Below are 21,924 nucleotides of genomic sequence, written 5' to 3'. Positions count from 1 at the left end.
ATGAATATGCACGACGAGCACGTGACGCCAGGCGCTGACAGGGTCGCAGCGGGCGCCGGACAGTTACCCGGGACGCCGCCGCGCACCTTGCTGCTGGTCGATGACGAACAAAATATCCTTGCCGCCCTCAAGCGCCTGCTGCGGCGCGATCAATACCATATCCTCACTGCCGGCAGCGGCCAGGAAGGGCTGGACGTGCTGGCCAGTCATCCGGTCGACGTGATCGTCTCCGACCAGCGCATGCCCGGCATGCTGGGTGCCGATTTCCTGCGCAAGGCCAAGCTGCTGTATCCGCAGACCATACGCATCATGCTGTCGGGCTATACCGAACTGCAAGCGGTCACGGATGCCGTCAACGAGGGTGCCATCTTCAAGTTCCTTACCAAGCCCTGGGAAGATCACCAGTTGCGCGAGCACATTGCCGAGGCGTTCCGCCTGAAGGGGATAGCCGATGACAATGTGCGCCTGAACGATCAGTTACGCGAGGTCAACCTGGCCCTGGCGGCGGCCAATGCATCGATGCAGATGCTGGTGCACCAGCAACAACACCAGATCAGCCGCGACGAGGTCAGCCTGGGTATCGCCCGCGAACTGCTGCAATTTCTGCCGCTGCCCGTGATCGGTCTCGATGATGAAGGCATGATTGCCTTCATCAACACGGCGGCGGCCGCCTTGTTCGAGCGGGGCGCGGCCCTGCTGGGCAACGAGGCGGCCCTCGTCTTGCCGCATCTGTTTGCGGACAAGGGCATCGCCGATGGCGCGCAGCACCTGGCCGCCATCGACGGCCAGCCGTATGCGGTGGCGATTTACCCCATGGGCGCGCATTCGCAATCGCGCGGCAGCCTGGTGACACTGAGCCGCTGCGGGGCTGCATCATGAGCGCCGCAGGCCGCGACATGCCCCTGGACTTGGCGCAGGAGGGCATGGTGCTGGCGCAGGTGCTGATGGACGCGAGCGGCGCAGTGCTGCTGGCGCAGGGCGCCACCTTGACGGCGGCAAACCTGACCGCGCTGCGCCGGCGCGGCGTGGAAAGCTGCTGCATCGTCGCCGACGAGGAAACGCTGCCGGACCCCGCCGCGCTGGCGCATGCCGAGCGTGAGCGCACGCTGCGACTGGCGCGGCTGCAGGTATTGTTCCGCGCCACGCCGCCGGACTGCGCAGGCGCTGAACTGCAAGCTTTGTTGCAGCGCTACCGACAGGATGGCCTGCCATGACACCGCTAAGTCTTGAACATATCATCCGGCAAATCCAGGAATTGCCCGCCTTGCCTGCGGTCGTGCTTGAGCTGCTTTCAAGCATGGGCCAGGAAGACATCGACGTGCATGTACTGGCGCAAAAGATCGAACTGGACCAGGCGTTGGCGGCAAAGACCCTGCGCATCGCCAACTCCTCGTTCTATGGCATGCAGTCGAAGGTCACCAGCATTGCGCAAGCCGTTTCCATGCTGGGCTTCCACAGCATCCGCACGGTAGTTACGGCGTGCGCGCTGACGGGCAGTTTCGCGCCGACTGGCGGCGGCTTCGATTTCCATGCATTCTGGCGCCATTCGCTGGCCACCGCCGTGGCCGCCCGCACGCTGGCGCCACACCTGCGGCTCAACCCCGAAACGGCGTTCACGGCTGGCCTGCTGCACGATTTGGGCACGCTGGTGCTGGCGACGCGATTTCCCGCCGAACACGCAGCTATCCGCAGCTACCGCCAGACGCACGACTGCCAGATGACCGATGCTGAACAGGCCGTCATCGGCATCGATCATGCGCAGGTGGGCAGCACCATGGCCGCTTACTGGAAATTTCCCGTGGCGATACAGCAAGCTGTGGCTGATCATCATGCCATCGACCGGCTCGACCGGGCCGACGGGGCAGGCTTGCCGCTGCTCATCCACGTGGCAAATGCCGTCGCCCATGCGCTGGACTTGTCGGGCCTGGACGACGCGCTGGTGCCGCCACTGTCAGCTGCCGGATGGCACAGTTTCGCGCTCAGCGATGCCGCCTGGTTTGAACTGTTGCGGCAAACCGAGCGTACTTTCGACGAAATGTCGCGGATCATGCTGGTATGAACAAGGACGATGTCATGGAAACAGATGCAGGGCAGGCGAAGAGCGTCATGCCTGAGCGCAGGCAGACCGACTCGATCGCGCTGTCGGCGTTTTTCGACGGCCATCCGGTGGCCACCTTCGCCATCAATACGGAGCATGTGGTTACCCACTGGAACAGCGCCTGCGAGCAGTTGCTGGGCTATGGCGCTGCCGAGATGGTGGGCACGCGCGACCACTGGAAGGCGTTTTATCCACAGCCGCGCGCCTGTCTGGCCGATTTGCTGGTGGCCGACGATATCTCGCTCGGCGAGAGCGAACTGTACCAAGGCAAGCTGAAGCGCTCTCCCGTGATTCCCGGCGCCTATGAGGCCGAGGATTTCTTTGCCAATATCGGCAGCGACGGCCACTGGCTGCACTTCACGGCTGCGCCCCTGCGCGACCGCCAGGGCCGCATGGTGGGGGCCATCGAAACCCTGCGCGATGTGACCGAGCGGCACAATGCGGAGAGCGCGCTGCGCAAGGCGCACGACAACCTGGAACACCTGGTGGACAAGCGCACGGCCCAGCTGGCCGAGATGAACGAGCGCCTGGCCGAGGATATCGGCCAGCGCGAGATCGCCGATAGGCAACTGCGTGAACGCAACCTGGCCCTGACCGAATTGAACAACAAGCTGTCGCTGGCCCAGCAACAGCTGCTGCAATCGGAAAAGCTCGCTTCCATCGGCCAGCTGGCCGCCGGCGTGGCGCACGAGATCAATAATCCGATCGGCTATGTGTTTTCCAATTTCGGCATGCTGGAAGGCTATCTGGCCGACCTGTTCAGCATGCTCGACGCCTACGAGGAAGCCGAGCCGGGCATCGCCGTGCCCGAGGTGGCGCAGCGCCTGCGCGCGCTGCGCGAGCAAATCGACCTGGCTTTCCTGCGCACCGATATTCCGCTGCTGATGGACGAATCGAAAGAGGGCATCGTGCGCGTGCGCCGCATCGTGCAGGATTTGAAGGATTTTTCGCGCACGGATGCGCACCAGGAATGGGTCTGGGCTGACCTGCGCCAAGGTATCGACACCACGCTCAACATCGTCAATAACGAAGTCAAGTACAGGGCCGACGTCGTCAGGCAGTATGGCGAGATCCCCGATATCGAATGCCAGCCTTCCGAGCTGAACCAGGTGATCATGAACCTGGTCGTCAACGCGGCCCACGCCATGGGCGAACAGCGGGGCCGCATCACCGTGCGCACGGGCCGCGCCAGCGAAGCGGAGGTATGGATCGAGGTCGAGGATACTGGCTCCGGCATCGCCCCCGAGCACCTGTCGCGCATCTTTGACCCGTTTTTCACCACCAAGGCCGTCGGCAAGGGCACAGGGCTGGGGCTGTCGCTGGCCTACAGCACGGTGCAAAAGCACCACGGCCGCATCGATGTGCGTAGCGTGGTCGGCAGCGGCACCACCATCCGCATCATCCTGCCGATCCGCCAGGCCAACCCCAGCGTGCCACAGGACGCCACGTCATGACTTTTACCGAACAGAGCAGCATGGACACCTTCCCCGCAGCGCCACCGGCCACCATCCTGTGCGTCGACGATGAGCCCAATATCCTGTCTTCGCTGCGGCGTTTGTTCCGTCCGCATGGCTACCGCGTGCTGACGGCCGACAGCGGGGCGGCGGGCCTGGCCCTGCTCGAGAACGACACGGTGGACCTGGTCATCTCCGACATGCGCATGCCGCACATGGACGGCGCGCAGTTCCTGGCCCAGGTGCGGCAGCGCTGGCCCGGCACCATGCGGCTGCTGCTGACCGGCTATGCCGATGTCGATTCCATCCTCGACGCCATCAACAAGGGCGAGATTTACCGCTACGTGACCAAGCCGTGGGACGAGGGCGACATCGTGCTGGTGGTGCGCCATGCGCTGGAACGGCGCGCGCTGGAACAGGACAAGGTGCGCCTGGAAGCGCTCACGGCAAGCCAGAACGCGCAGCTCAAGGCGCTCAATGCCAGCCTGGAAGAGAAGGTGGCCAAGCGCACGGAGCAGCTGAAACTGTCGCATGACGAGTTGCAGGGGGCAAATGACAAGCTCAAAGCCACGTTCGTGACCACGATCAAGGTGTTTTCCACTCTGATCGAGATGCGCGGCGGCAAGCTGGCGGGCCATGCGCGCAGGGTGGCCGAGCTGTCACGCAAGCTGGCCCAGGCGCTGGGCCTGGAAGCGCAGGAAGCGCGCGACGTGTTCATCGCGGCCTTGCTCAAGGATATTGGCAAGCTCAGCTTGAGTGACGCCTTGCTGGACCTGCCGGCCAGCGCGTGGAACGGCGAGCAGCTGTCCATGTTCCGCAAGCATCCGCTGCGCGCCGAGCAACTGCTGATGGCGCTCGAAGAACTGCGCACCGTCTCCGTCATTTTGCGCTCGCAGCTGGAACGCTTCGACGGCGCCGGCTTTCCCGATGGCTTGACGGGCCTGGCGATTCCGTGGGGCGCGCGCATCCTGGCGCTGGCATCCGATTACGACGGTTTGCAGATCGGTGCCATGGTACAGCGCAGCCTGCGCGCCGATGAGGCCAGGACGCTGATCTACGACAGCAGCGGCAAGCGCTACGACCCGGCCGTGGTCGCCGCTTTCCGCAGCATCATGGATGAGACGGAAACGCCGCCGCGCGACATGGCCGTGCTGTCGGGTCAGCTGGAACCGGGCATGGTGCTGTCGCGCGACCTGATCAGCCGCGACGGCCTGATGCTGCTCGCCGTCGAGCATGTGCTGACGGCGCGCGTGATTGCCCAGCTGCTCGATTTCGAGGGCAAGAACGGCGGGCGCCTGAATATACGCGTGTATCGGCCACCGAAGGATAGTTAGGCGTTCGCTACCGGGCGATTCAAGGGCAGGTGAACGGTAAAGCGCGTGCCTTGGCCCAGTTCCGAAGCCACGTCGATGCGCCCGCCATGTTGCATGACGATACCGTATGACAGCGACAGGCCCAGGCCCGTGCCGCTGCCCACGGCCTTGCTGGTGAAGAAGGGTTCGAAGATGCGGTTCAGGTGTTCGGGCGCGATGCCGGTTCCCGTATCGCCGATTTCCACCCATACCCAGCCATCGGCGTGGCCGGTGCGCATGCTGATCACGCCTTCGCCGCTGATGGCTTGTCCGGCGTTGACCAGCAGGTTCATGAATACCTGGTTCAGCTGGGAGGCGAGGCATTTGATTTGTGGCAATTCGCCAAACTGCTTCTCGAATGCGCGCCTTGTATTTCAATTCCTTGCTGATGATGCTCAGGGTGCTGTCCAGGCCAGCATGCAGGCTGGCGGTTTGCCAGTGTGTCTCGCCCACATGGGAAAAATCCTTCAGCGCCTGCACGATGTCGCGCACCCGTTTCAAGCCATCCATCGATTCGCCGACCAGCTCGACCATGTCCGCTTGCAGGAAGGCCAGGTCGGCTTGCTGGCGCACCTGGACCATGCGCGCGTCTTGCAGCTGGCTGATCAGTCGTTGTTGTTGCTCGCCGCGCGCCTGCAGCATCGCTTCGAAGTTCGATTATGCCCGAACTGGCAGCGGCGGACCCGCTTTTAACGGGCGCGGCTTCATGGCGCCGGCGGCTGGCCCACGATGGCCATGCGGCGCGCGATGCGCAGCGCTTCCTGCGTGTCGCCAGCCTGTTCGGCGCGCAATCGCTGCACGCCCAGCCACGCCAGCAGCGGCCGGCGCCAGCCCTGGTCCGATGCCGTGGCGACGGCCGTGTCGAGCAGGGCGGGCGTGGCGCGGTTGGCACGCAGCAGCACGCCGGCCGCCACCAGGCGCGACAGCGGCTCCTTGATGGCCGCCGCGGCGCTGGCTGCGGCCGCGTCCGAGCCTGCGCCTGCCACGGCGCGCTGGCCATCCGGCAGCAGGGCGAAGTCGGCCGGCTGCGCCGTGCCGGCCAGGTAGGCTGCATAGGCGCGGTCGGCCGGGCTGGCATCCTGGCGCAGCGCTTCGAAGCCCATGCAAGCGTCGAACGCCAGGCTGGCCACGCGGGTGGCGCAGCGCAGCAGCTCGACCCTGGCGATCAGATCGATCTTGCCCGTGCCGGCCACCTGGCTGCGGGCGCGCTGGAATTCCGTCTGTTCGACCAGCGCGTTGCCGTTCAAATAGGCCGCTTCAAAACGCTCGATCGAACTTTGCGCATTCATCTTCCAGTCCGGCACGGGCGGGCCGCTGGAGCAGGCAGCGAGCGCGGCCACGGCCAGGGCGGACAAGACTATATTGATCTTACTCATGGCAGGGTGATCTCCGGATTGCGCTTGAATGGCCATTTGCGGTTGATTTCATTGACCAGTTGCTCGACCTTGCGCAGATTGCTTTCCACGTCGGCGCGCAGCGGGCCCAGGTCCGCCGTGGCGGCACGGGCGTTGGCGCCCACGGCTTGCGCCTCGACCAGCACGGCGTCGACCTTTTTCAGGCTGTTGCGCGTGTCGGCCAAGAGGGCATTGAGTTGCACGATGGTTGCCTGCGCATCCGTCATGACGCCTTTCTCGCCAAACACGCGCGTATCGGCATTGCCCACCAGGGCGTCCGTGCGGCGCGCCAGCTGGTCGGCCGTGGACAGCAGGGCGTTGGCGCGCTCGACCAGCAGGCGCGATTGTTTGTCGTCGCCCGTCAGCAGGCCCATGGCGCCGCCCGGGCCACTGAGCTTGCCCGTGACGGCCTGTACATTGCGCAGGGTGCCGTCGAGCGCCGAATCGGTGCCCGTCAGGCTGGCCACGTTATTGAGCAAGTCTTTCGCGGCCGACAGCAGGCGCGGGATTTCGGCCGCCATGTCGCCCACCAGCAAGTCGCGCGTGGCGTCGTCGGGCAGCGGCGGATCGGTCAGGATGCCGCTGTAGGCACGCAGCTTAGCGCCGCCCACGATGCCCCGTTCCAGGGTGAAGATGGAGCTGGTGCGCAGCCAGTGCGCATCCTTCTTTGGCACGTCGATGATGACGCGCGCCCGCCCGTCCGGCGCCAGCTCGATGCGCTGCACGCGGCCGACGGGAAAGCCGGAAAAGGTCAGGTCGGCGCCCACGCCCACGCCGTCCGAATCGTCGGCCGTCAGCACCAGCGTTTGTGTGGCCTCAAAGGCGCCGCGCGCATACATCAAATACACCACCGAGCCGACCACCAGCACGAACATGAAGACGAGCAGGATGGCCGCCTTCAGTTCGGCATGGCGCACGGGCGGCGGCGCGGGCAGGGCGGCGTCCGGCGCCGTGACGTCGGTCTGGTCGGGAGTGGGTGGGGGGCTCTGGCTCTGGCTCATGGCGTCGGCTTCTGGTATGGGGTGGTCGGGGATCGCTGGCCGCTGGCGGGCATCAATAGTAATTGCCCATCAGCGAGGCCACTTCGATCAGCAGGATGACAGAAAACAGGCGCAGCATCTCGGACAGGCCGTGCGCGGCCCACAGGCGGCTGCGGCGGCTGTGCGGGTCTTCCGGGTAGTACGACGAGGCGAGCGGAATCAGGGCCACGGCAAAGCTGAAGAACACCACTTTGAGTACCAGGATCAGGGCCACGGCGGGATTGAAGATTTGCCCCACCACCCGCGTGTAGCCTTGCAGCGCCCACGGCGTGAAACCGTAGATGGTGATGTAGGCGAGGATCAGCGAGGTGACGCAGCTGACGATGGCCAGCATCCACACGGCGAAGATGCCCGACATGACGCGCGGAAAGTATTCACGGCGCAGCAAGTCGACGCCCTGGCGCTGCATGGTGTCGAGCACGCCGCTTGAGCGCATTTGCGCAAACGCAATGCCGTCGGGCAAAGTCAGGCGTAGCGCCACGAACAGGGCGGCCGTCAGCGGGATCAGTTCCAGCACCAGCACGCGCACCACCATTTCCAGCGCATAGCGCGACAGGCCATAGCTTTGCGCGCTGACGACAAGGATGCGTATCAGCACCAGGCTGACCAGCGCGCAGGCGACGCTGAACCACACCAGATTGGGCGCCGTGTTCATCACCAGACGGTGCGCGAGGATGGGGCGGTTGTTGCGGTTATAGCTCGACGGCGACAGCGCCAGCGAAAACACCAGGATGGCGAAATGCAGCATACGCCACCAGCTGCCCAGCCAGGCCATGGTGGCCCGGTGCAGGCGGCGCAGGCTGATGATGAGGGAGACGGAGAGGGTCATCATGGCATCTTAACATTGCTCGCGTTCCGTACAAGCGATTCTCCAGCCGCGCGCGCGGGGGAAAGACGTGGCAGGGGCGCACCAGGTTGGCTGGCTTGGCGTCGTTGGCAATGCCTTGACAGGGTGAACATCCTGGCTGGGTACCGCCCAGCTCGCCATTCGGTAAAGTTCCCTGGGAGAAACGGATTTCCCTAAGCTGTTTTTAATTGCGGAAACAGGATTTCAGTGTAAGGTACGCTTACTGAATCTTACCGTTGAGAATACATGAAGCTGAGTAAATTACGCCTGGTCTCGGGCGCCGTCTTGCTGGCGTGCGCCTGCATGGCCCAGGCGGAAATCCGTTTGAGCGATCCCTTGCCGCTGGCACCAGAAGTTACCGTTGGAAAACTGCCGAACGGCTTGACCTATTACATCAAGAAAAATGCCAGACCCGCGCAGAAAGTCGAATTGCGCCTGGTGGTGAAAGCCGGTTCCATCCTGGAAGACGACGACCAGCAAGGCCTGGCGCATTTCACGGAGCACATGGCTTTCAATGGTTCCACGCATTTCAAACGCAATGAACTAATTTCATATTTGCAATCGATCGGCGTGAAATTCGGCGCCGACCTGAACGCCTACACCAGCTTCGATGAAACCGTGTACGTGCTGCCGATCCCGACGAACAAGAAGGAAAACCTGGAAAAGGGTTTTCTCGTGCTGGAAGACTGGGCGCATGGCTTGAAATTCAATCCGGCCGACATCAACAGCGAGCGCGGCATCGTGCTGGAAGAGGCGCGCCTGGGCAAGGGCGCCAGCGACCGCATGAACAAGGTGCTGTATCCGAAACTGCTGAACGGTTCGCGCTATGCCGAACGCATGCCGATCGGCAAGGAATCGGTGCTGAAAACCTTCAAGCCGGAAGCCATCAAGCGTTTCTATAAAGACTGGTACCGTCCCGACCTGATGGCCGTGATGGTGGTGGGCGATGTGGAGCCGAAGCAGGCCGAAGCGATGATACGCCAGCATTTCGGCAAGCTGAAAAATCCGGCGCAAGCGCGTCCGCGCATGTATGCCGAGGTGCCGCAGCGCTCGCAGACGGAAGCGCTGGTGATCACCGACAAGGAAGCGGCCGACGATACGGTCTTCATCCGCTATCCGATTCGTCCGGCGCAGGAAGCCGTCACCATTGCCGACTACCGCCGCCAGATGATCGAAAACCTGTATGGGCAAATGCTCAGCGCGCGCATGCAGGAATTGTCGCAGCAAGCCAATCCGCCCTTCATCCAGGGCGGCAGCAGCATGGGCAAGCTGGTGCGTGGCTATGAATCGTTCAGCGCGTATGCCTTGCTGGGCAAGGGCGGCGTGCAGCCGGCCGTTGATGCGCTGGTGCAAGAAGATGAGCGGGCGCGCCGCTTCGGTTTCAGCCAGGATGAGCTGGACCGGGCGCGCAAGAATATGCTGCGCAACTACCAGCGCGCATACAGCGAGCGCGACAAGTCCGATTCGGCCGGTTTCGTGGCCGAGTATTCGCGCAACTTCCTGGAGCGGGAAGCCATCCCCGGCATCGCCAATGAGTTGCTGTACGCACAGGAACTCTTGCCGCAGCTAAGCTTGCAGGAAATTAACGACATTGTCGCCAAGGTCATCCCTGGCCAGCAAAAGAAACTGGTGGTCTTCATGGGCGCCGAGCCGAAGGCCGGTGATGCAACTCCCAGCGTGCCGACGCAGCAGCAATTGCTCGACGCGGTAGCCAAGGCCGAGCAGCAAAAAATCGCGCCGCGCACGGAAAGAGTATTCGCCAGCAAGCTGATGGACGGCCCGCCGGCCGGTGGCAGCATCGTCGCTGAAAAATTCAATAGCGCCATCGGCGTGACGGAATTGACACTCGGCAATGGCGTGCGCGTGCTGCTCAAACCCACGGACTTCAAGAATGACCAGGTGCTGATGGGGTCGACCCGCTTCGGCGGCCAGTCGCTGTTTGGCGATGCCGACATTTACAACGCCCGCTATGCCAGCGCCATCGTCGGCAGCATGGGCTTGAAGGATTTGGCGCCGCTGGACTTGCAAAAAGTGATGGCCGGCAAGACCGTCAACGTGGGCGCCTCGCTGGGCGAACTGAGCGAAGGCTTTGGCGGCTCGTCGAGCAGCGCCGATGTGGAATCCATGCTGCAACTGGTGACGCTGTATTTCAAGGACGTGCGCAAGGATGCGGGCCTGTACCAGTCCTTCATCGGCAAGCAGCAAGACCTGGCGAAAAACAGCATGGCGCAGCCCGAAGCGGTGTTTTACGATGCCATCGAACATGCCACGTTTGGCGACAGCCCCCGCGTCGACGGTGTGCCGCGCGTGGCCGATTTCGACAAGGTGGGGCTGGACCGCTCGCTCGAGATCTTCCGCCAGCGTTTTTCCAGCGCGCGCGACATGACCTTCGTCTTTGCGGGCAGTTTCGAACTCGACAAGATCAAGCCCCTGATCGCCAGCTACCTGAGCACCTTGCCGGTGGCCGAAGTGCCGCACGCCTACCGCGACGTGGGCCTGCGCCCGGCGGCCGGGGTGGTCAAGAAAGACATCTACATGGGCAGTGAGCCCAAGAGTACGATTTCGATCACTTTCCATGGCGACGTGGCGTACTCGGATGAGCAGAAACTGACCCTACAGGCACTGGGCGAGGTGCTTAACCTGAAGGTCATCGAGGTGCTGCGCGAAAAGATGGGCATGATCTATGGCGGCGGTTTCGAAACGACCATGGGCCAGCATCCGTACGGCCATTATTCGGTGGCCCTGAACTTGCCGACGGGACCGGAAAACGTGGACAAGGTCATCGCCGCCGCCTTTGCCGAAATGCACAGGATGAAGACGGAGGGGCCATCGGCGGCGGACCTGGAAAAGGTCAAGCTGAACTGGATCACGCGCCAGCAAAAGTCGCTGCGCGAAAACCCCTACTGGATGAGCCAGTTGATGGGTTCGGTGACGCAGGGGCGCGACCCGGCGCAAATCCTGCGCTTCGAGCAGCGCGTGCGTGCCATCACGCCGCAAGCCGTGAAGCAGGCGGCGCAGCGGTACTTGAACATGAACAACTATGTGCAGGTGGTGCTGTATCCGGAACGCAAGAATGTCGCTGCCACTGGCACGCCTTGATGTAGCGCAGACACCGGCTGGGTGGCGAGCCTGTTAAACTGTAGGCTATTGATGTGATACCGCAGCAAATAACCACCACGCAAGGAAGATGCAACATGGCTAAGAAAGAAGAACTCGATCCGGAAACCCTGGAATTGATCAACTGGTGCATCGAGGTCGAAGGCTTCCTCGTGGCCGGTGGCGCCACCGTGGCGCAGGCGCAAGATCATATCGAAGAGCAGGTCGAGTGGTTTACCGACCAGTTTTATGACGGCTTGACACCGGAAGAGGCAGCCAAGGAAGCCTTGGCCTGACCCTCAGGCAAGACTTTGGCAATACAGTGCGGGCGGTGCCTGCCGGGCATCAGCCCGGTAGCGCCGCCCCTTTTTTTTCAAGTTCACGGAACTTATTGCCTGACTGGCTGTCAAACTTTTCTTGGTCCGCAATGGACGCACAGTAGAGGTGAGCATGACAGACGGTTTTTCCTATCACGCGGCGTTCGCCCGCAACCTGGGCTGGGTCACGCAGGTGGAGCAGGACAGCTTGCGCGGCAAGCGCGTGGCCATTGCCGGCATGGGCGGCGTGGGCGGCGTGCATTTGCTGACCCTGGCGCGGCTGGGCATCGGCGCCTTCCACATCGCCGATTTCGACACTTTCGATATCGCCAATTTCAACCGTCAGGCCGGTGCCATGGTCTCCACCCTGGGCCAGCCCAAGGTGGCCGCGCTGGCGCAGATGGCGCGCGATATCAATCCCGAACTTGAAATCAAGCAATTTCCCGACGGTGTGAACGACAGCAACCTGGCCGAGTTTTTCGACGGTGTCGACCTGTACGTGGATGGTCTGGATTTCTTCGCCTTTCCCGCGCGCCAGGCCACCTTCGCCATGTGCGCGCGCCTGGGCATTGCATCGATTACGGCCGCGCCGCTGGGCATGGGCACGGCCGTGCTCAGCTTTATGCCGGGCAAGATGACGTTCGAGGATTACTTTGGCTGGGGCGACTTGCCCGATGAAGAAAAAGCCCTGCGCTTCCTCGTCGGCCTGGCGCCGGCCGGCCTGCACGGTCTCTATCTGGTCGACCCGTCCGCCATCAACCTGAAGGAGCGGCGCGGGCCATCGACCATCATGGGCTGCCAACTGTGCGCGGGCGCGGCCGCCACCGAGGCGCTGAAGATATTGTTGAAGCGTGGCAAGGTGATGGCGGCGCCGCACGGCATGCATTTCGACGCCTACCGCAACAAGCTCGTGCGCACATGGCGTCCGGGTGGCAACCGCCATCCGCTGCAGCGCCTGGCGATGGCCATCATCAAGCGGCGCCGTGCGGCGCAGGGGGCGTGATGACGCAAGCATTGCAGCTCGACCTGGTGCTGGAAAACATCCTCGAACAGGCGCGCTGGGCGCCCAGCGGCGACAACACGCAGCCTTGGCGCTTTGAAATCTTGGCTGCCAGGCATGTCGTCGTGCATGGCTTCGACACGCGCGCGCATAGCGTGTATGACCTCGACGGCCATCCCAGCCAGCTATCGCTGGGCGCCTTGCTGGAAAGCATGGCGCTGGCGGCCAGCTGCCACGGCTTGCGCATGGAAGCGCGGCGGCGCACGGCCATGCCCGACAGCCTGCCCACCTTTGATGTGCATTTTGTCGACAATCCCGGCATGCAGCCCGATCCGCTGGCGGCCTTCCTGGCGCAGCGCAGCGTGCAGCGGCGCCGGCTCAGCACGCGCCGGCTGCGCGCCAGCGAAAAGGCCGCGCTGGCGGCCAGCTTGCCGGCCGGCTACCAGGTGGAGTGGTTCGAAGGCTGGCGCGCGCGCCTGGCTTGCGCGCGATTGATGTTTGATAATGCCAGGCTGCGCCTGACCATGCCCGAGGCGCACCGGGTGCACCGCGACGTGATCGAATGGGGTGCCCGCTTCAGCGAAGACCGCATGCCGGACCAGGCGCTGGGCGTCGACCCGATGACGGCGCGGCTGATGCGCTGGGTCATGCACAGCTGGCGCCGTGTGGATTTTTTCAATACCTGGCTGGCGGGCACCCTGGCGCCCCGGCTGCAGATGGACCTGCTGCCTGGCATCTGTTGCGCCGCGCATTTTGTCTTGCTGGCCGATGCGCCGCCGCGCCACCTTGATGACTACGTGGCGGCCGGACGCGCCATGCAGCGCTTTTGGCTGACGGCCACGCAGCTGGGCCTGCAATTGCAGCCGGAACTGACGCCGCTGATCTTTGCCCGCTACGTGCGCGAACGGCGCGCCTTTTCGCGCACCGACGGCCTGCAGGAGCTGGCGCAGGAACTGGCGGCGCAGTGCCAGGCCGTGCTGGGCGCGGCGGCGGCCGGGCGGGCCGTGTTTCTCGGGCGCATCGGTGCCGGTCCGCCGGCCCTGGCGCGCTCCTTGCGCCGCCCGCTGCAAGACTTGCTCTTGGCGACGGCGACGCGGCAATGAAGCTGCGCGGCATTGATTCGCGGGTACGTCAGCGCCGCCGCGCCAGGCTCAGCAGCATGGCCAGGCCCGCCGCCAGCAGCGGCAGGGTGCCCGGTAGCGGCACCGGCGTGGCGGCCGGCACGTAAGCCAGTTTGGAACTGTTGAGCATGTTCAATACCAGCGCATAGCTGCCAGCGACGAGGTTGCCGGTGACGGCGCCATACTGCCCGCCGCAGAGCGTGCCGATGCCCGTGCCGCCGGGCGCGCCGCAGCCGCTGGGGTCGTATGTCAGCACGCTGCCGCTGGTGAGCGGCGTTTGCGCGTAGCCCGTATTGAGGCTGAGGTCGTCTGCCAGTTCGCTGCCACCGAGGATGCCCGAGCCGAGGCTGCCGTCGGGCGTCCAGTTGAAGACGATCCGACCATTTTCATCGACGATGGTGAAGGTGAGCGCCAAATTCGTGGTGGCAGATGACCCCGTTCCGGCGAGGGCATCGAGGTACAGTTGCATGAAGGGCAGGGCCTGGAACTGGAAGGCCAGGGTCGCGCCCGGTTCGCCGACGCGGAAATTGACGGCTAGGGCGGTGGTCGAGCCGTTGCGCCCCGACGCGCCGGCGCTGCCGTTGCCCGTCAAAAAGGTTTCCGCCGCGTTGACCGTGTGCGTGCTGGTCGAGCCGGGCGGGAAGGGCGGAATTTGCGAGGTGATGATCTGCGCCTCGCCGCGTGCGTACGCTGCATTGCCCATGCCTTGCTGTGTAAAATCATTTTGCCCCTTGCTGACGGCGCCGCGCGTCGCTTGCGGCGCGTCAATCTCGTTGCCGCCACCCTGGATGACGTTGCTGCCGTTGAGGGTGGCGGTGGTGTGCGACAGGTCGATGTTGCTCAGCACGGTGGCCGAGCCCGTGGGATTGCTGATGACCAGGCCAAAGACGCTCGTGTACGCATAGCCATACGCGGCAGCGTTGGCAGCGCCGCTACTTGCCAGCGACAGCAAACCCAGCAAGCTCAGCAAGCTCAGCAGGGCCATTGGTCGCCGTGTGCAAGAAAAATTATTCATGGACATCCTCCTCTCCTGATCGTGCTGCGGCGCTGCGGCCGGCGGCAAATGCCGGCTGCGCTGTAAGGAACGCCGACACGCTTGCAGCGTAAAAAAGGCGAGGAGACTTCCCTCGCCTGTGCATCCCCCTGTGGCATGCTTCAGCTGCTGACCTTCCGGCGGCTGGCATAGCCCAGCCCTGCCAGGCCCAGGCCCAGTAGTGCCAGGGTGCCTGGTTCCGGCGCCGCTGCCTGTTTCACCAGGTCCACGCTTTCCACCGCGTTCAGGGTCAGCGTGTAGTTGCCGGCCGCCAAGGTATTGCTGACGGCGCTGAAGTCGCTGCCGCAAGCGGTGCCCACGCCCGTACCCGCAGGCGTGCCGCAACCAGAGGGATCGTAGGTGAACAGATTGCCGCGCGTGAGGAAGTTTGTCGCCAGGCTGGTGTTCAGGCTGGCGTCATCGACCGACTCCGTGCCCCCCGAGATGCCCGAGTTGACCACGCCATCGGGTGTCCAGTTGAACACCGTCGCGCCGGTCGCATTGGTGATGGTGAAGGTGACCACCAGGTTGGCCGTCGCCGAGGACGCGGTGCCCACCGTGCTTTGCAGGAAGACTTGCATGAATGGCGAGGCCAGGAAGTCAAAGCTCAGGGTCGCCGTGGGTGAGCCGACGATGAAATCGACGGAAAAGCCCGTGGTCGAGCCATTGCGCCCGGACGCATCGGCTGTGCCGGATGGCCCGTCGAGGTGGGCTTCTGCCACGTTGACTGCCTGCGTGGAGGTCGAGCCCGCTGGAAATGCGGGAAACTGCGTGCTGACGATCTGCGCGTCGCCGCGCGAATAGTCGCCCAGCGGTCCTTGCTGCGTGAAGTCGTTCTGGCCCTTGGTGACGGCGCCGACATTGGCGCGCGGGGCATCGAGCGAGCCAGCGCCGCCCTGGATGACGCTCACGCCGTTCAGGGTCGCCGTGCTGCGCGAAATGGTGGTGCTGTTGGCTACCGTGATCTGGCCCGTTGGCACGGCGATCACCAAGCCAAAGATGTTGTTGTAGGAATAGCCGTAGGCGCCCGCCTGTGCGCTGCCGGCGGCGCACAGCATGGCCAGTGCCGCAGCTGCCGGGACCAATTTTAAATGAGACAGTTTCATTTTGCTTACCTCGTGGTTGAGTGGGGCAGGAAGTCTTGCCTGAGTCCTGTGGGCAGGTGCTCATGGCCAGTACTAAGCGACTTCCATGCCAACGTATGAGGTTCTTTTGAAATCAAGGACTTGGCGTGCTTTTGTTGACGTGCTGCAGGGCCAAGCCGGCGTGCTGTAAGAAAAACCGACGCCGCGCTGTCAAGGCTGGCCGCCGTGCGGCGCAGGCGACAACAGCGCTTGCATATGCGCCTGCAGGCGCTGCCCCGGCACGTAGTGGCAAAATGCCGCCATCAGTTGCTGCGCCGCCAGCCTGGCCTGGCCATCGTCCAGCATCCGCATGGCGGCATGGCGCAGGGCCGCTTCGCGGAAGCGGTCGGCGCGCAGCAGCAGGCCGGCGCCGGCGCCCACGATGCCGTGCATGTTGAGGAACTGGTCGAGGTTGCCAGCGATGCCGATCACGGGCACGCCTGCCGTCAGCGCTTGCTGGCTGGTGGGGCTGCCGCCGTTGCAAATGACCAGGCTGGCGCGCCGCGCGGCTGCGTCGCCCGACAAGAAGGTGGCCACGAAGGCATTCGGCGGCACGGTATCGACGCGGATGGTGCCGGCCGTGGCCGCCAGCACGGTGACGGGCAGCGGCGCCAGCGCGCGCAACACGCGGGGCAGCAGCTGGCCCTGGCCGGAACTGCCCAGGGTGACATAGATGATGGGGCGCCCACTGCTCAGTTCTGGGCGCAGCCACCAGTCCGGCAGCTCGACGGGCGGAGCCCAGATGACGGCGCCCAGGTAGTCATGCGTGGGCGGCATGGCCTGCGGTGGGAACAGTTGCGGGATATCTGCATACAGCGTGCGGTCGGCATCCGTATAGATGCGGCGCAGGTCGCCGCCCAGCGACGGCAAGCCATGGCGGCGGCGCACGCGGTTCAGGGGCACGGCATGCGAGGCGAAGGCCAGCGGGCGGATCAGACGAAACAGGGGATTGGCCAGCCAGATGGGCAGCACGCCCGTCAGGGGCAGGCTGGGCACCGTGTAATGCTGGCGCACGTGGGGGCTCCAGTAAGCATTGCTGACGGCAATGTAGGCAATGCCCTGCAGGCGCGCACTGATGGACAGCGACAGGCGAAAGTCGCCGATCACGAGATCGGGCTGGACGGCCTTGAGCAGGTGCAGGTCGTCTTCCACATATGCCTGCAAGGTGCTTTCCGTGTAGACAGGCTTGCCCTTGGCCAAGGCTTGCAGGAATTGCTGCGATGAAATGCTGTCGATGCGCCAGCGCCGGAAGGACGTTTGCTTGAAACAAAAGTCGTAGCCGTCGGCGCAGGCAAAATGCACGTCGTACAACTCCTCGGCCAGGCCTTGTGCCAGACTCAACGGGCGCCCGACATGGGCCAGTGTTACGGCCTCGGCCATAAAAAGAATTTTTGTGCGCGCCATCGGTGAGGGAGTTCCTGCGCTCCTGGTTAATTGGATGCTTCAGATATTGGATTGGCGTTGAAGCGTTTAGTTCCCGCAGCATGGCGCCACTGCCGGGCGCCAGGATTTGCGCGCATCGTCTACAGTGGAGCCAAGGAGGCCACCATGCATTCACTGTTCCAACTTGCGCGCGCGCACAGCACGCCCGAACCCGATATTGCACCACCGCCGGAAGGCGATCCGCTGACGCCGCCGCCAGGCCAGCCGCCGTACATCGATCCCGTGCCGGTCGAGGAACCGACGCCGCCGCCGCCGCCCGTGAAAATGGCGTGAGCACAAGCTGGCAAGGTTTGCTGCGCGGCTTTGCATGCCGCGCAGCTGCCGTGCGCAGAGTTTATTTTTGGTCGGAAATAGAATGCGTAGGCGGCCTGATCGCCACGCCAAATAAACAACAAAAAAACTAATAAATATTGCCTCATGGATAGAAAACAAGTGCTGACTGCCGAGTGTCATGCAGCCGTCACGATTCTGTTCTTATAATGAGACATCATAAAAATTATTGTTCGGGAGACCATCATGGGCAATTCCTTGCATAACAAAATTTACCTGGGCCGGCGCCCTGTGATCACCAGCAAAAAACTGGTGACGCTGGCGCTGGCAGGCGCCGTGGCTGGCTGCGGCCTGGCCTGGTTGCTGCTGCGCAGCTATAAATAAGCGCGCGTCTGGCGCATTTCAGCACGCCGTCCGTGGGGCGGACGGCGGTGGATTCACGTTGCCTGTTGCCGATGCGCAGCGGGACGCGTACCATGGGGGCCGAACACCTGGCCTTTTATGGAAGAGTAATGAAGAACGAGAAATTAACGACCGATGAATATGACGCGCTGGAGCAAGTTGCACGCGGCATCAAGACCGAGCGCCCCAGCGCTTGCGTTGCCCGCAACGCCAAGCGCCTGTCTGGCCTGAAGCTGCTCAGCTATGCCCGCGATGGACGCCTGTCCATCACCGAGAAGGCGCAGCAACTGCTGTTCGTGCGCCGCTGCATCATGGGTTTGCGCGCCGTGGCCGCCGACCCGCTGGTCAAACTGGACACGGACGTGGCCTATTTCCTGGGCAAGAAAGCCCACATCGTGGCGCGCGCCGAAGGCGAGGGACACGACATTTCCGACAAGGGCCGCGACTCGCTGGCCGATATCGATACTCTGGGCCTGTAAGGCCTGCAACCGGCCCCTGGGGCCGGTTTTCACATCCCCTCATGTATTTTACAACATCCCCTTTGGAGAACACTTTGGACAGCGCGATGAACTGGTCGGCCCACGAACTGACGATGACGGTCTTGATGACGCCCGATATGGCCAACTTTTCCGGCAACGTGCACGGCGGCACTATCCTGAAATACCTCGATAGCGTCGCCTATGCCTGCGCCAGCCGCTATTCGGGCAGCTATGTGGTGACCCTGTCGGTGGACCAGGTGATGTTCCTGCAGCCGATCCACGTGGGCGAGCTGGTGACGTTCCTGGCCTCGATCAATTACACGGGCACGACTTCGATGGAAGTGGGTATCCGCGTGGTGACGGAAAATATCCAGCAACGCCTGGTGCGTCACGCCAACAGCTGCTACTTCACCATGGTGGCGGTGGACGCCAACCGCAAGCCGGTGGCCGTGCCGCCGCTGGCGCTGGACACGCCGGAGCAGCAGCAGCGTTTCGAGCAAGCCAAGCTGCGCAAGCTGTCGCGCCAGAAGGTATCGAAGAAGTAGGTTTTAAGAGAAATATAGCTGTTGCAGATGCAAAAATGGCCACCAGATCGCTCTGGTGGCCATTTTTTATTGCTTACCTACTGGCAGCGGTGAGCCGTGATTAACGGTCGTCGTAGCTGCGGCGTGTGCCGTCGGTGCTGCGCGGGTTCGAACCCTTGTAGCCGCCGCCGGTGCTAGGTGCGCCGTCTTTGCGTGGCGCGCCCGGCTTGCTGAACGTGCGTTGCGCTGGTTTTGCGCCGCCGCGGTTGTCGCCTGGTTTCCAGCCGCCTGGACGGGCGCTCGAACGTGGTGCCGACGCCGTTTTCTTAGGCTCGAAACCTTCGATGACATTGACCGGGATCAATTGCTTGGTGAAGCGTTCGATGCGCTTGACGTTCATGCCTTCAGCGTGGTTCACCAGCGAGATGGCCAGGCCATTGCGGCCAGCGCGGCCGGTACGGCCGATGCGGTGGACGTAGTCTTCCGGGAACTTCGGCAGATCGTAGTTGAACACGTGGGTGATCGTTGGCACGTCGATACCGCGGGCGGCAACGTCGGTGGCAACCAGCACTTTGACCTGGCCGCGGCGCATGCCGTCCAGGGTGCGGTTACGTGCGCCCTGATGCATGTCGCCGTGCAAGGCGGCAGCCGAGAAACCGGCGATGTTCAGACGGTCGGCGATGGTGTCGGCGTCACGCTTGGTGGCGGTAAACACAACAGCCTGGTCAAGCGTTTCATCGCGCAGCAGGTGATCGAGCAGGCGATTCTTGTGCGACAGATCGTCGACGAAGTGGACGCGCTGGGTGATGTTTTCATGCTTGTTCGACGAACCGGCGATCTGGATGACCATCGGGTTTTTCGTGATGCGGCGGGCCATGTTGCCAACCACGCCGTCCAGCGTTGCCGAGAACAGCATGGTTTGACGGCCTTCTGGCGTCGCTGCAACGATTTTTTCGATGTCGTCGATGAAACCCATGTCCAGCATGCGGTCGGCTTCGTCCAGCACCAGGATTTCCAGTTGCGAGAAGTCAATCTTGCCCGAATCCATGTGGTCGATCAAACGGCCAGGGGTGGCGACCAGAATCTCAGGATTCTTGGCCAGCAATTGCATCTGTTTAGGGTAAGGCATGCCGCCCAAGATCGACACAGCCTTGATGCGGCGGATGCCGGTGCTGTATTTCTCGGTATTGGTCGTCACTTGCAGTGCCAGTTCGCGCGTTGGGGTCAGCACCAGCATTTTTGGTTGGGCAGCCTTGAAACGTGGACGCTCGCCGCGGGCGCGCGATGCTTGCATTTCCTGGTTTGGCGTCTTGCCGGCGGCGCTTTCTTCGGCGCTGGCCAGTTTGTGCAGCGACGGCAGCATGAATGCTGCGGTCTTGCCCGAACCGGTCTGCGACGAGACCAGCAGGTCACGGCCTTCGATCGCCGCTGGAATCGCTTGCAACTGTACCGCGGTTGGCGCGGTGTAGCCCGATTCGGTCAGAGCGGCGATGATGGACGGATGCAGGCCTAAGGATTCAAATGTCATTCTTTTCTTTCGTAAAAATCAGCGTTATTGCAAAAAGCAGAACGCAAAATAGCAACGCCAACCAAAACGAAATGACTCAACTAAAAAGAAATTTCGGCACAAAAGCTTTGCGCCGGGACGGTGTCAGGTGCGACACACAAGGCGGGAGGGCTTTATAAGCGGCATCCTGTGGATGCGCTAAGGCTTGCGAAGCTGCTAAGTTTGTAGTGCAGTTACTGCGGTGTTGTCTTCGCTTCAAGGAAACATATTGCAGCGCACAACGACACTATACTGTATTTCCGGCTGTTTTGCACTGCCTAAATACGTCAAAGTGAAAGTGCTACCACGTTTTGCGCATGTTTCCTACATGAAATCAGTGAAAATGCGTAGCCTGCCGCAGCTTGATTTTCCGCGTGGCGCAGCGCCGCCGCGACTTCTTTCCTGGGGTGCGTGGAGCGCGTCATGCGCTGCCGCCAATATGGGAATATATTCTTTGGCCGTCGGGTGACAATCGAACAATATTGTCCATCACCGCATTACTCTATTTCGGGATTGACGGCCATGACTTGCGAAAAGCCACCATCGACGTAGGTAATCTCGCCCGTGATGCCCGACGCCAGGTCGGACAGCAAAAAGGCGGCCGTGTTGCCCACTTCCTCGATGGTGACGTTGCGGCGCAGCGGAGCGTGTTCGGCCACAAAGCCCAGCAGTTTGCTGAAATCCTTGATGCCGGAAGCGGCCAAAGTCTTGATGGGGCCGGCTGAGATGCCGTTGGCGCGGATGCGGCGCGGGCCCAGCGATTCGGCCAGGTAGCGCACGGACGCTTCCAGCGACGCCTTGGCCAGGCCCATGGTGTTGTAGTAGGGCACGGCGCGCACGGCGCCCAGATAGGTCAGCGTCAATACCGAGGCGCCCGGTTGCAGCAGGGGCAGGGCGGCCTTGGCCATGGCGGGGAAACTGTAGGCGGAAATATCGTGGGCTATGCGGAAGCTGTCGCGCGACAGGCCGTCGAGGAAGTCGCCGGCAATCGCCTCGCGCGGGGCAAAGCCGATGGCGTGCACCAGGCCGTCCAGCTGTTCCCAGTGGCGGGCCAGGTCGTGGAAGACGGCGCTGATCTGCTCGTCGCTGCCGACGTCGCAGTCAAACACCAGTTCGCTGCCGAATTCGGCCGCAAACTCCGTGATACGCTCCTTGAAGCGCTCGCCCACATAGGTAAAGGCCAGGGTGGCACCTTCGCGGTGGCAGGCCTTGGCAATGCCATAGGCGATCGACCGGTTCGACAGCAAGCCCGTGATGAGGATTTTTTTACCTTGCAAGAAAGCCATGAAGACTCCTGTCTGGATGGATGACGGGTAGGCTGGATGTAGCACCGGCCGCGACAGCTAAAGCTGTGGCGGCCGGTGGCGTGTTTCCAGTATGGATC

Annotated in this window: 21 protein-coding genes and 1 pseudogene; 13 read left to right on the top strand and 9 right to left on the bottom strand. The window is 63.0% G+C overall.

Going from position 1 to position 21,924, the window contains the following annotated elements; translation table 11 throughout:
* Genes ACQ4W6_RS13855 through nosR form a run of 5 tightly spaced genes read left to right on the top strand, consistent with a single transcriptional unit; the run spans position 1 to position 4,886 of the window.
* Entirely contained in the window at positions 1–879 is an 879-nt protein-coding gene (locus ACQ4W6_RS13855; protein WP_436567747.1) for a response regulator, read from the top strand.
* Positions 876–1,214 (top strand): hypothetical protein, encoded by a 339-nt coding sequence (locus ACQ4W6_RS13850; protein ID WP_436567746.1) that lies wholly within the window; start codon positions 876–878, stop codon positions 1,212–1,214. Before ACQ4W6_RS13855 ends, ACQ4W6_RS13850 begins: the two co-directional genes overlap by 4 nt.
* Complete coding sequence (locus ACQ4W6_RS13845) at positions 1,211–2,059, top strand: HDOD domain-containing protein (RefSeq protein WP_436567745.1); 849 nt, start codon at positions 1,211–1,213, stop codon at positions 2,057–2,059. The genes ACQ4W6_RS13850 and ACQ4W6_RS13845 overlap by 4 nt, the downstream gene beginning before the upstream one ends.
* Before the next feature lie 14 nt (positions 2,060–2,073).
* On the top strand, positions 2,074–3,552 hold the full coding sequence (locus ACQ4W6_RS13840; RefSeq protein WP_436567744.1) for an ATP-binding protein: 1,479 nt from the start codon (positions 2,074–2,076) through the stop codon (positions 3,550–3,552).
* Positions 3,549–4,886 carry a response regulator c-di-GMP phosphodiesterase, NosR family gene (gene nosR, locus ACQ4W6_RS13835; protein WP_436567743.1) on the top strand — a complete coding sequence of 446 codons (1,338 nt, stop codon included), beginning with the start codon at positions 3,549–3,551 and terminating at the stop codon, positions 4,884–4,886. Before ACQ4W6_RS13840 ends, nosR begins: the two co-directional genes overlap by 4 nt.
* On the opposite strand, the pseudogene ACQ4W6_RS13830 reads toward nosR, so the two are convergent.
* From ACQ4W6_RS13830 to ACQ4W6_RS13815, 4 genes and pseudogenes are all read right to left on the bottom strand, one after another.
* A pseudogene (locus tag ACQ4W6_RS13830) lies at positions 4,883–5,492 on the bottom strand (sensor histidine kinase); the annotation flags it as partial. The gene nosR and the pseudogene ACQ4W6_RS13830 sit on opposite strands and share 4 nt — an antisense overlap.
* Positions 5,493–5,608: 116 nt before the next feature.
* Complete coding sequence (locus tag ACQ4W6_RS13825) at positions 5,609–6,280, bottom strand: hypothetical protein (RefSeq protein WP_436567742.1); 672 nt, start codon at positions 6,278–6,280, stop codon at positions 5,609–5,611.
* Positions 6,277–7,299 (bottom strand): MlaD family protein, encoded by a 1,023-nt coding sequence (locus ACQ4W6_RS13820; RefSeq protein WP_436567741.1) that lies wholly within the window; start codon positions 7,297–7,299, stop codon positions 6,277–6,279. Before ACQ4W6_RS13820 ends, ACQ4W6_RS13825 begins: the two co-directional genes overlap by 4 nt.
* 52 nt (positions 7,300–7,351) lie before the next feature.
* Positions 7,352–8,167, bottom strand: coding sequence for an MlaE family ABC transporter permease (locus tag ACQ4W6_RS13815; RefSeq protein ID WP_436567792.1), 816 nt, complete (start codon positions 8,165–8,167; stop codon positions 7,352–7,354).
* A 264-nt stretch (positions 8,168–8,431) separates the two neighbouring features.
* On the opposite strand from ACQ4W6_RS13815, the gene ACQ4W6_RS13810 reads away from it, so the two are divergent.
* From ACQ4W6_RS13810 to ACQ4W6_RS13795, 4 genes are all read left to right on the top strand, one after another.
* Complete coding sequence (locus ACQ4W6_RS13810) at positions 8,432–11,284, top strand: M16 family metallopeptidase (RefSeq protein WP_436567740.1); 2,853 nt, start codon at positions 8,432–8,434, stop codon at positions 11,282–11,284.
* A gap of 95 nt (positions 11,285–11,379) precedes the next feature.
* Positions 11,380–11,577, top strand: coding sequence for a hypothetical protein (locus ACQ4W6_RS13805; RefSeq protein WP_010399555.1), 198 nt, complete (start codon positions 11,380–11,382; stop codon positions 11,575–11,577).
* A gap of 154 nt (positions 11,578–11,731) precedes the next feature.
* Positions 11,732–12,601 (top strand): ThiF family adenylyltransferase, encoded by an 870-nt coding sequence (locus tag ACQ4W6_RS13800; RefSeq protein WP_436567739.1) that lies wholly within the window; start codon positions 11,732–11,734, stop codon positions 12,599–12,601.
* Entirely contained in the window at positions 12,601–13,701 is a 1,101-nt protein-coding gene (locus ACQ4W6_RS13795) for a nitroreductase family protein (RefSeq protein WP_436567738.1), read from the top strand. Before ACQ4W6_RS13800 ends, ACQ4W6_RS13795 begins: the two co-directional genes overlap by 1 nt.
* 28 nt (positions 13,702–13,729) lie before the next feature.
* Here ACQ4W6_RS13795 and ACQ4W6_RS13790 read toward each other — a convergent pair whose 3' ends face one another.
* The 3 genes from ACQ4W6_RS13790 to ACQ4W6_RS13780 form a co-directional block, all read right to left on the bottom strand.
* The gene (locus ACQ4W6_RS13790; RefSeq protein WP_436567737.1) at positions 13,730–14,734 is read right to left on the bottom strand and encodes an EDSAP-1 family PEP-CTERM protein; all 1,005 of its coding nucleotides are present in this window, start codon (positions 14,732–14,734) and stop codon (positions 13,730–13,732) included.
* Positions 14,735–14,874: 140 nt separating this feature from the next.
* Positions 14,875–15,858 carry an EDSAP-1 family PEP-CTERM protein gene (locus ACQ4W6_RS13785; protein ID WP_436567736.1) on the bottom strand — a complete coding sequence of 328 codons (984 nt, stop codon included), beginning with the start codon at positions 15,856–15,858 and terminating at the stop codon, positions 14,875–14,877.
* Between the two features lie 189 nt (positions 15,859–16,047).
* A complete protein-coding gene (locus ACQ4W6_RS13780) occupies positions 16,048–17,217 on the bottom strand; it encodes a glycosyltransferase (protein ID WP_436567735.1) in 1,170 nt (389 codons plus the stop codon).
* A 207-nt stretch (positions 17,218–17,424) separates the two neighbouring features.
* On the opposite strand from ACQ4W6_RS13780, the gene ACQ4W6_RS13775 reads away from it, so the two are divergent.
* The 4 genes from ACQ4W6_RS13775 to ACQ4W6_RS13760 all read left to right on the top strand — a co-directional run bounded on the left by ACQ4W6_RS13775 (position 17,425) and on the right by ACQ4W6_RS13760 (position 19,015).
* Positions 17,425–17,592, top strand: coding sequence for a hypothetical protein (locus ACQ4W6_RS13775; RefSeq protein ID WP_436567734.1), 168 nt, complete (start codon positions 17,425–17,427; stop codon positions 17,590–17,592).
* A 243-nt stretch (positions 17,593–17,835) separates the two neighbouring features.
* A complete protein-coding gene (locus tag ACQ4W6_RS13770) occupies positions 17,836–17,973 on the top strand; it encodes a hypothetical protein (RefSeq protein ID WP_436567733.1) in 138 nt (45 codons plus the stop codon).
* A 128-nt stretch (positions 17,974–18,101) separates the two neighbouring features.
* Complete coding sequence (locus ACQ4W6_RS13765; protein ID WP_436567732.1) at positions 18,102–18,470, top strand: hypothetical protein; 369 nt, start codon at positions 18,102–18,104, stop codon at positions 18,468–18,470.
* A gap of 86 nt (positions 18,471–18,556) precedes the next feature.
* Positions 18,557–19,015 carry an acyl-CoA thioesterase gene (locus ACQ4W6_RS13760; RefSeq protein ID WP_436567731.1) on the top strand — a complete coding sequence of 153 codons (459 nt, stop codon included), beginning with the start codon at positions 18,557–18,559 and terminating at the stop codon, positions 19,013–19,015.
* Positions 19,016–19,115: 100 nt separating this feature from the next.
* On the opposite strand, the gene ACQ4W6_RS13755 is transcribed toward ACQ4W6_RS13760, so the two are convergent.
* A complete protein-coding gene (locus tag ACQ4W6_RS13755) occupies positions 19,116–20,522 on the bottom strand; it encodes a DEAD/DEAH box helicase (protein WP_436567730.1) in 1,407 nt (468 codons plus the stop codon).
* A 515-nt stretch (positions 20,523–21,037) separates the two neighbouring features.
* Positions 21,038–21,826, bottom strand: coding sequence for an enoyl-ACP reductase FabI (gene fabI / locus ACQ4W6_RS13750; protein WP_436567729.1), 789 nt, complete (start codon positions 21,824–21,826; stop codon positions 21,038–21,040).
* Positions 21,827–21,924 lie beyond the last annotated feature (98 nt).

This window comes from Janthinobacterium woesei (assembly GCF_051380875.1).
In the GTDB taxonomy this organism is placed as follows: domain Bacteria; phylum Pseudomonadota; class Gammaproteobacteria; order Burkholderiales; family Burkholderiaceae_D; genus Janthinobacterium.
Note: the sequence above shows the minus strand (reverse complement) of the source record. Positions and strands in the feature narration are given on the sequence as shown.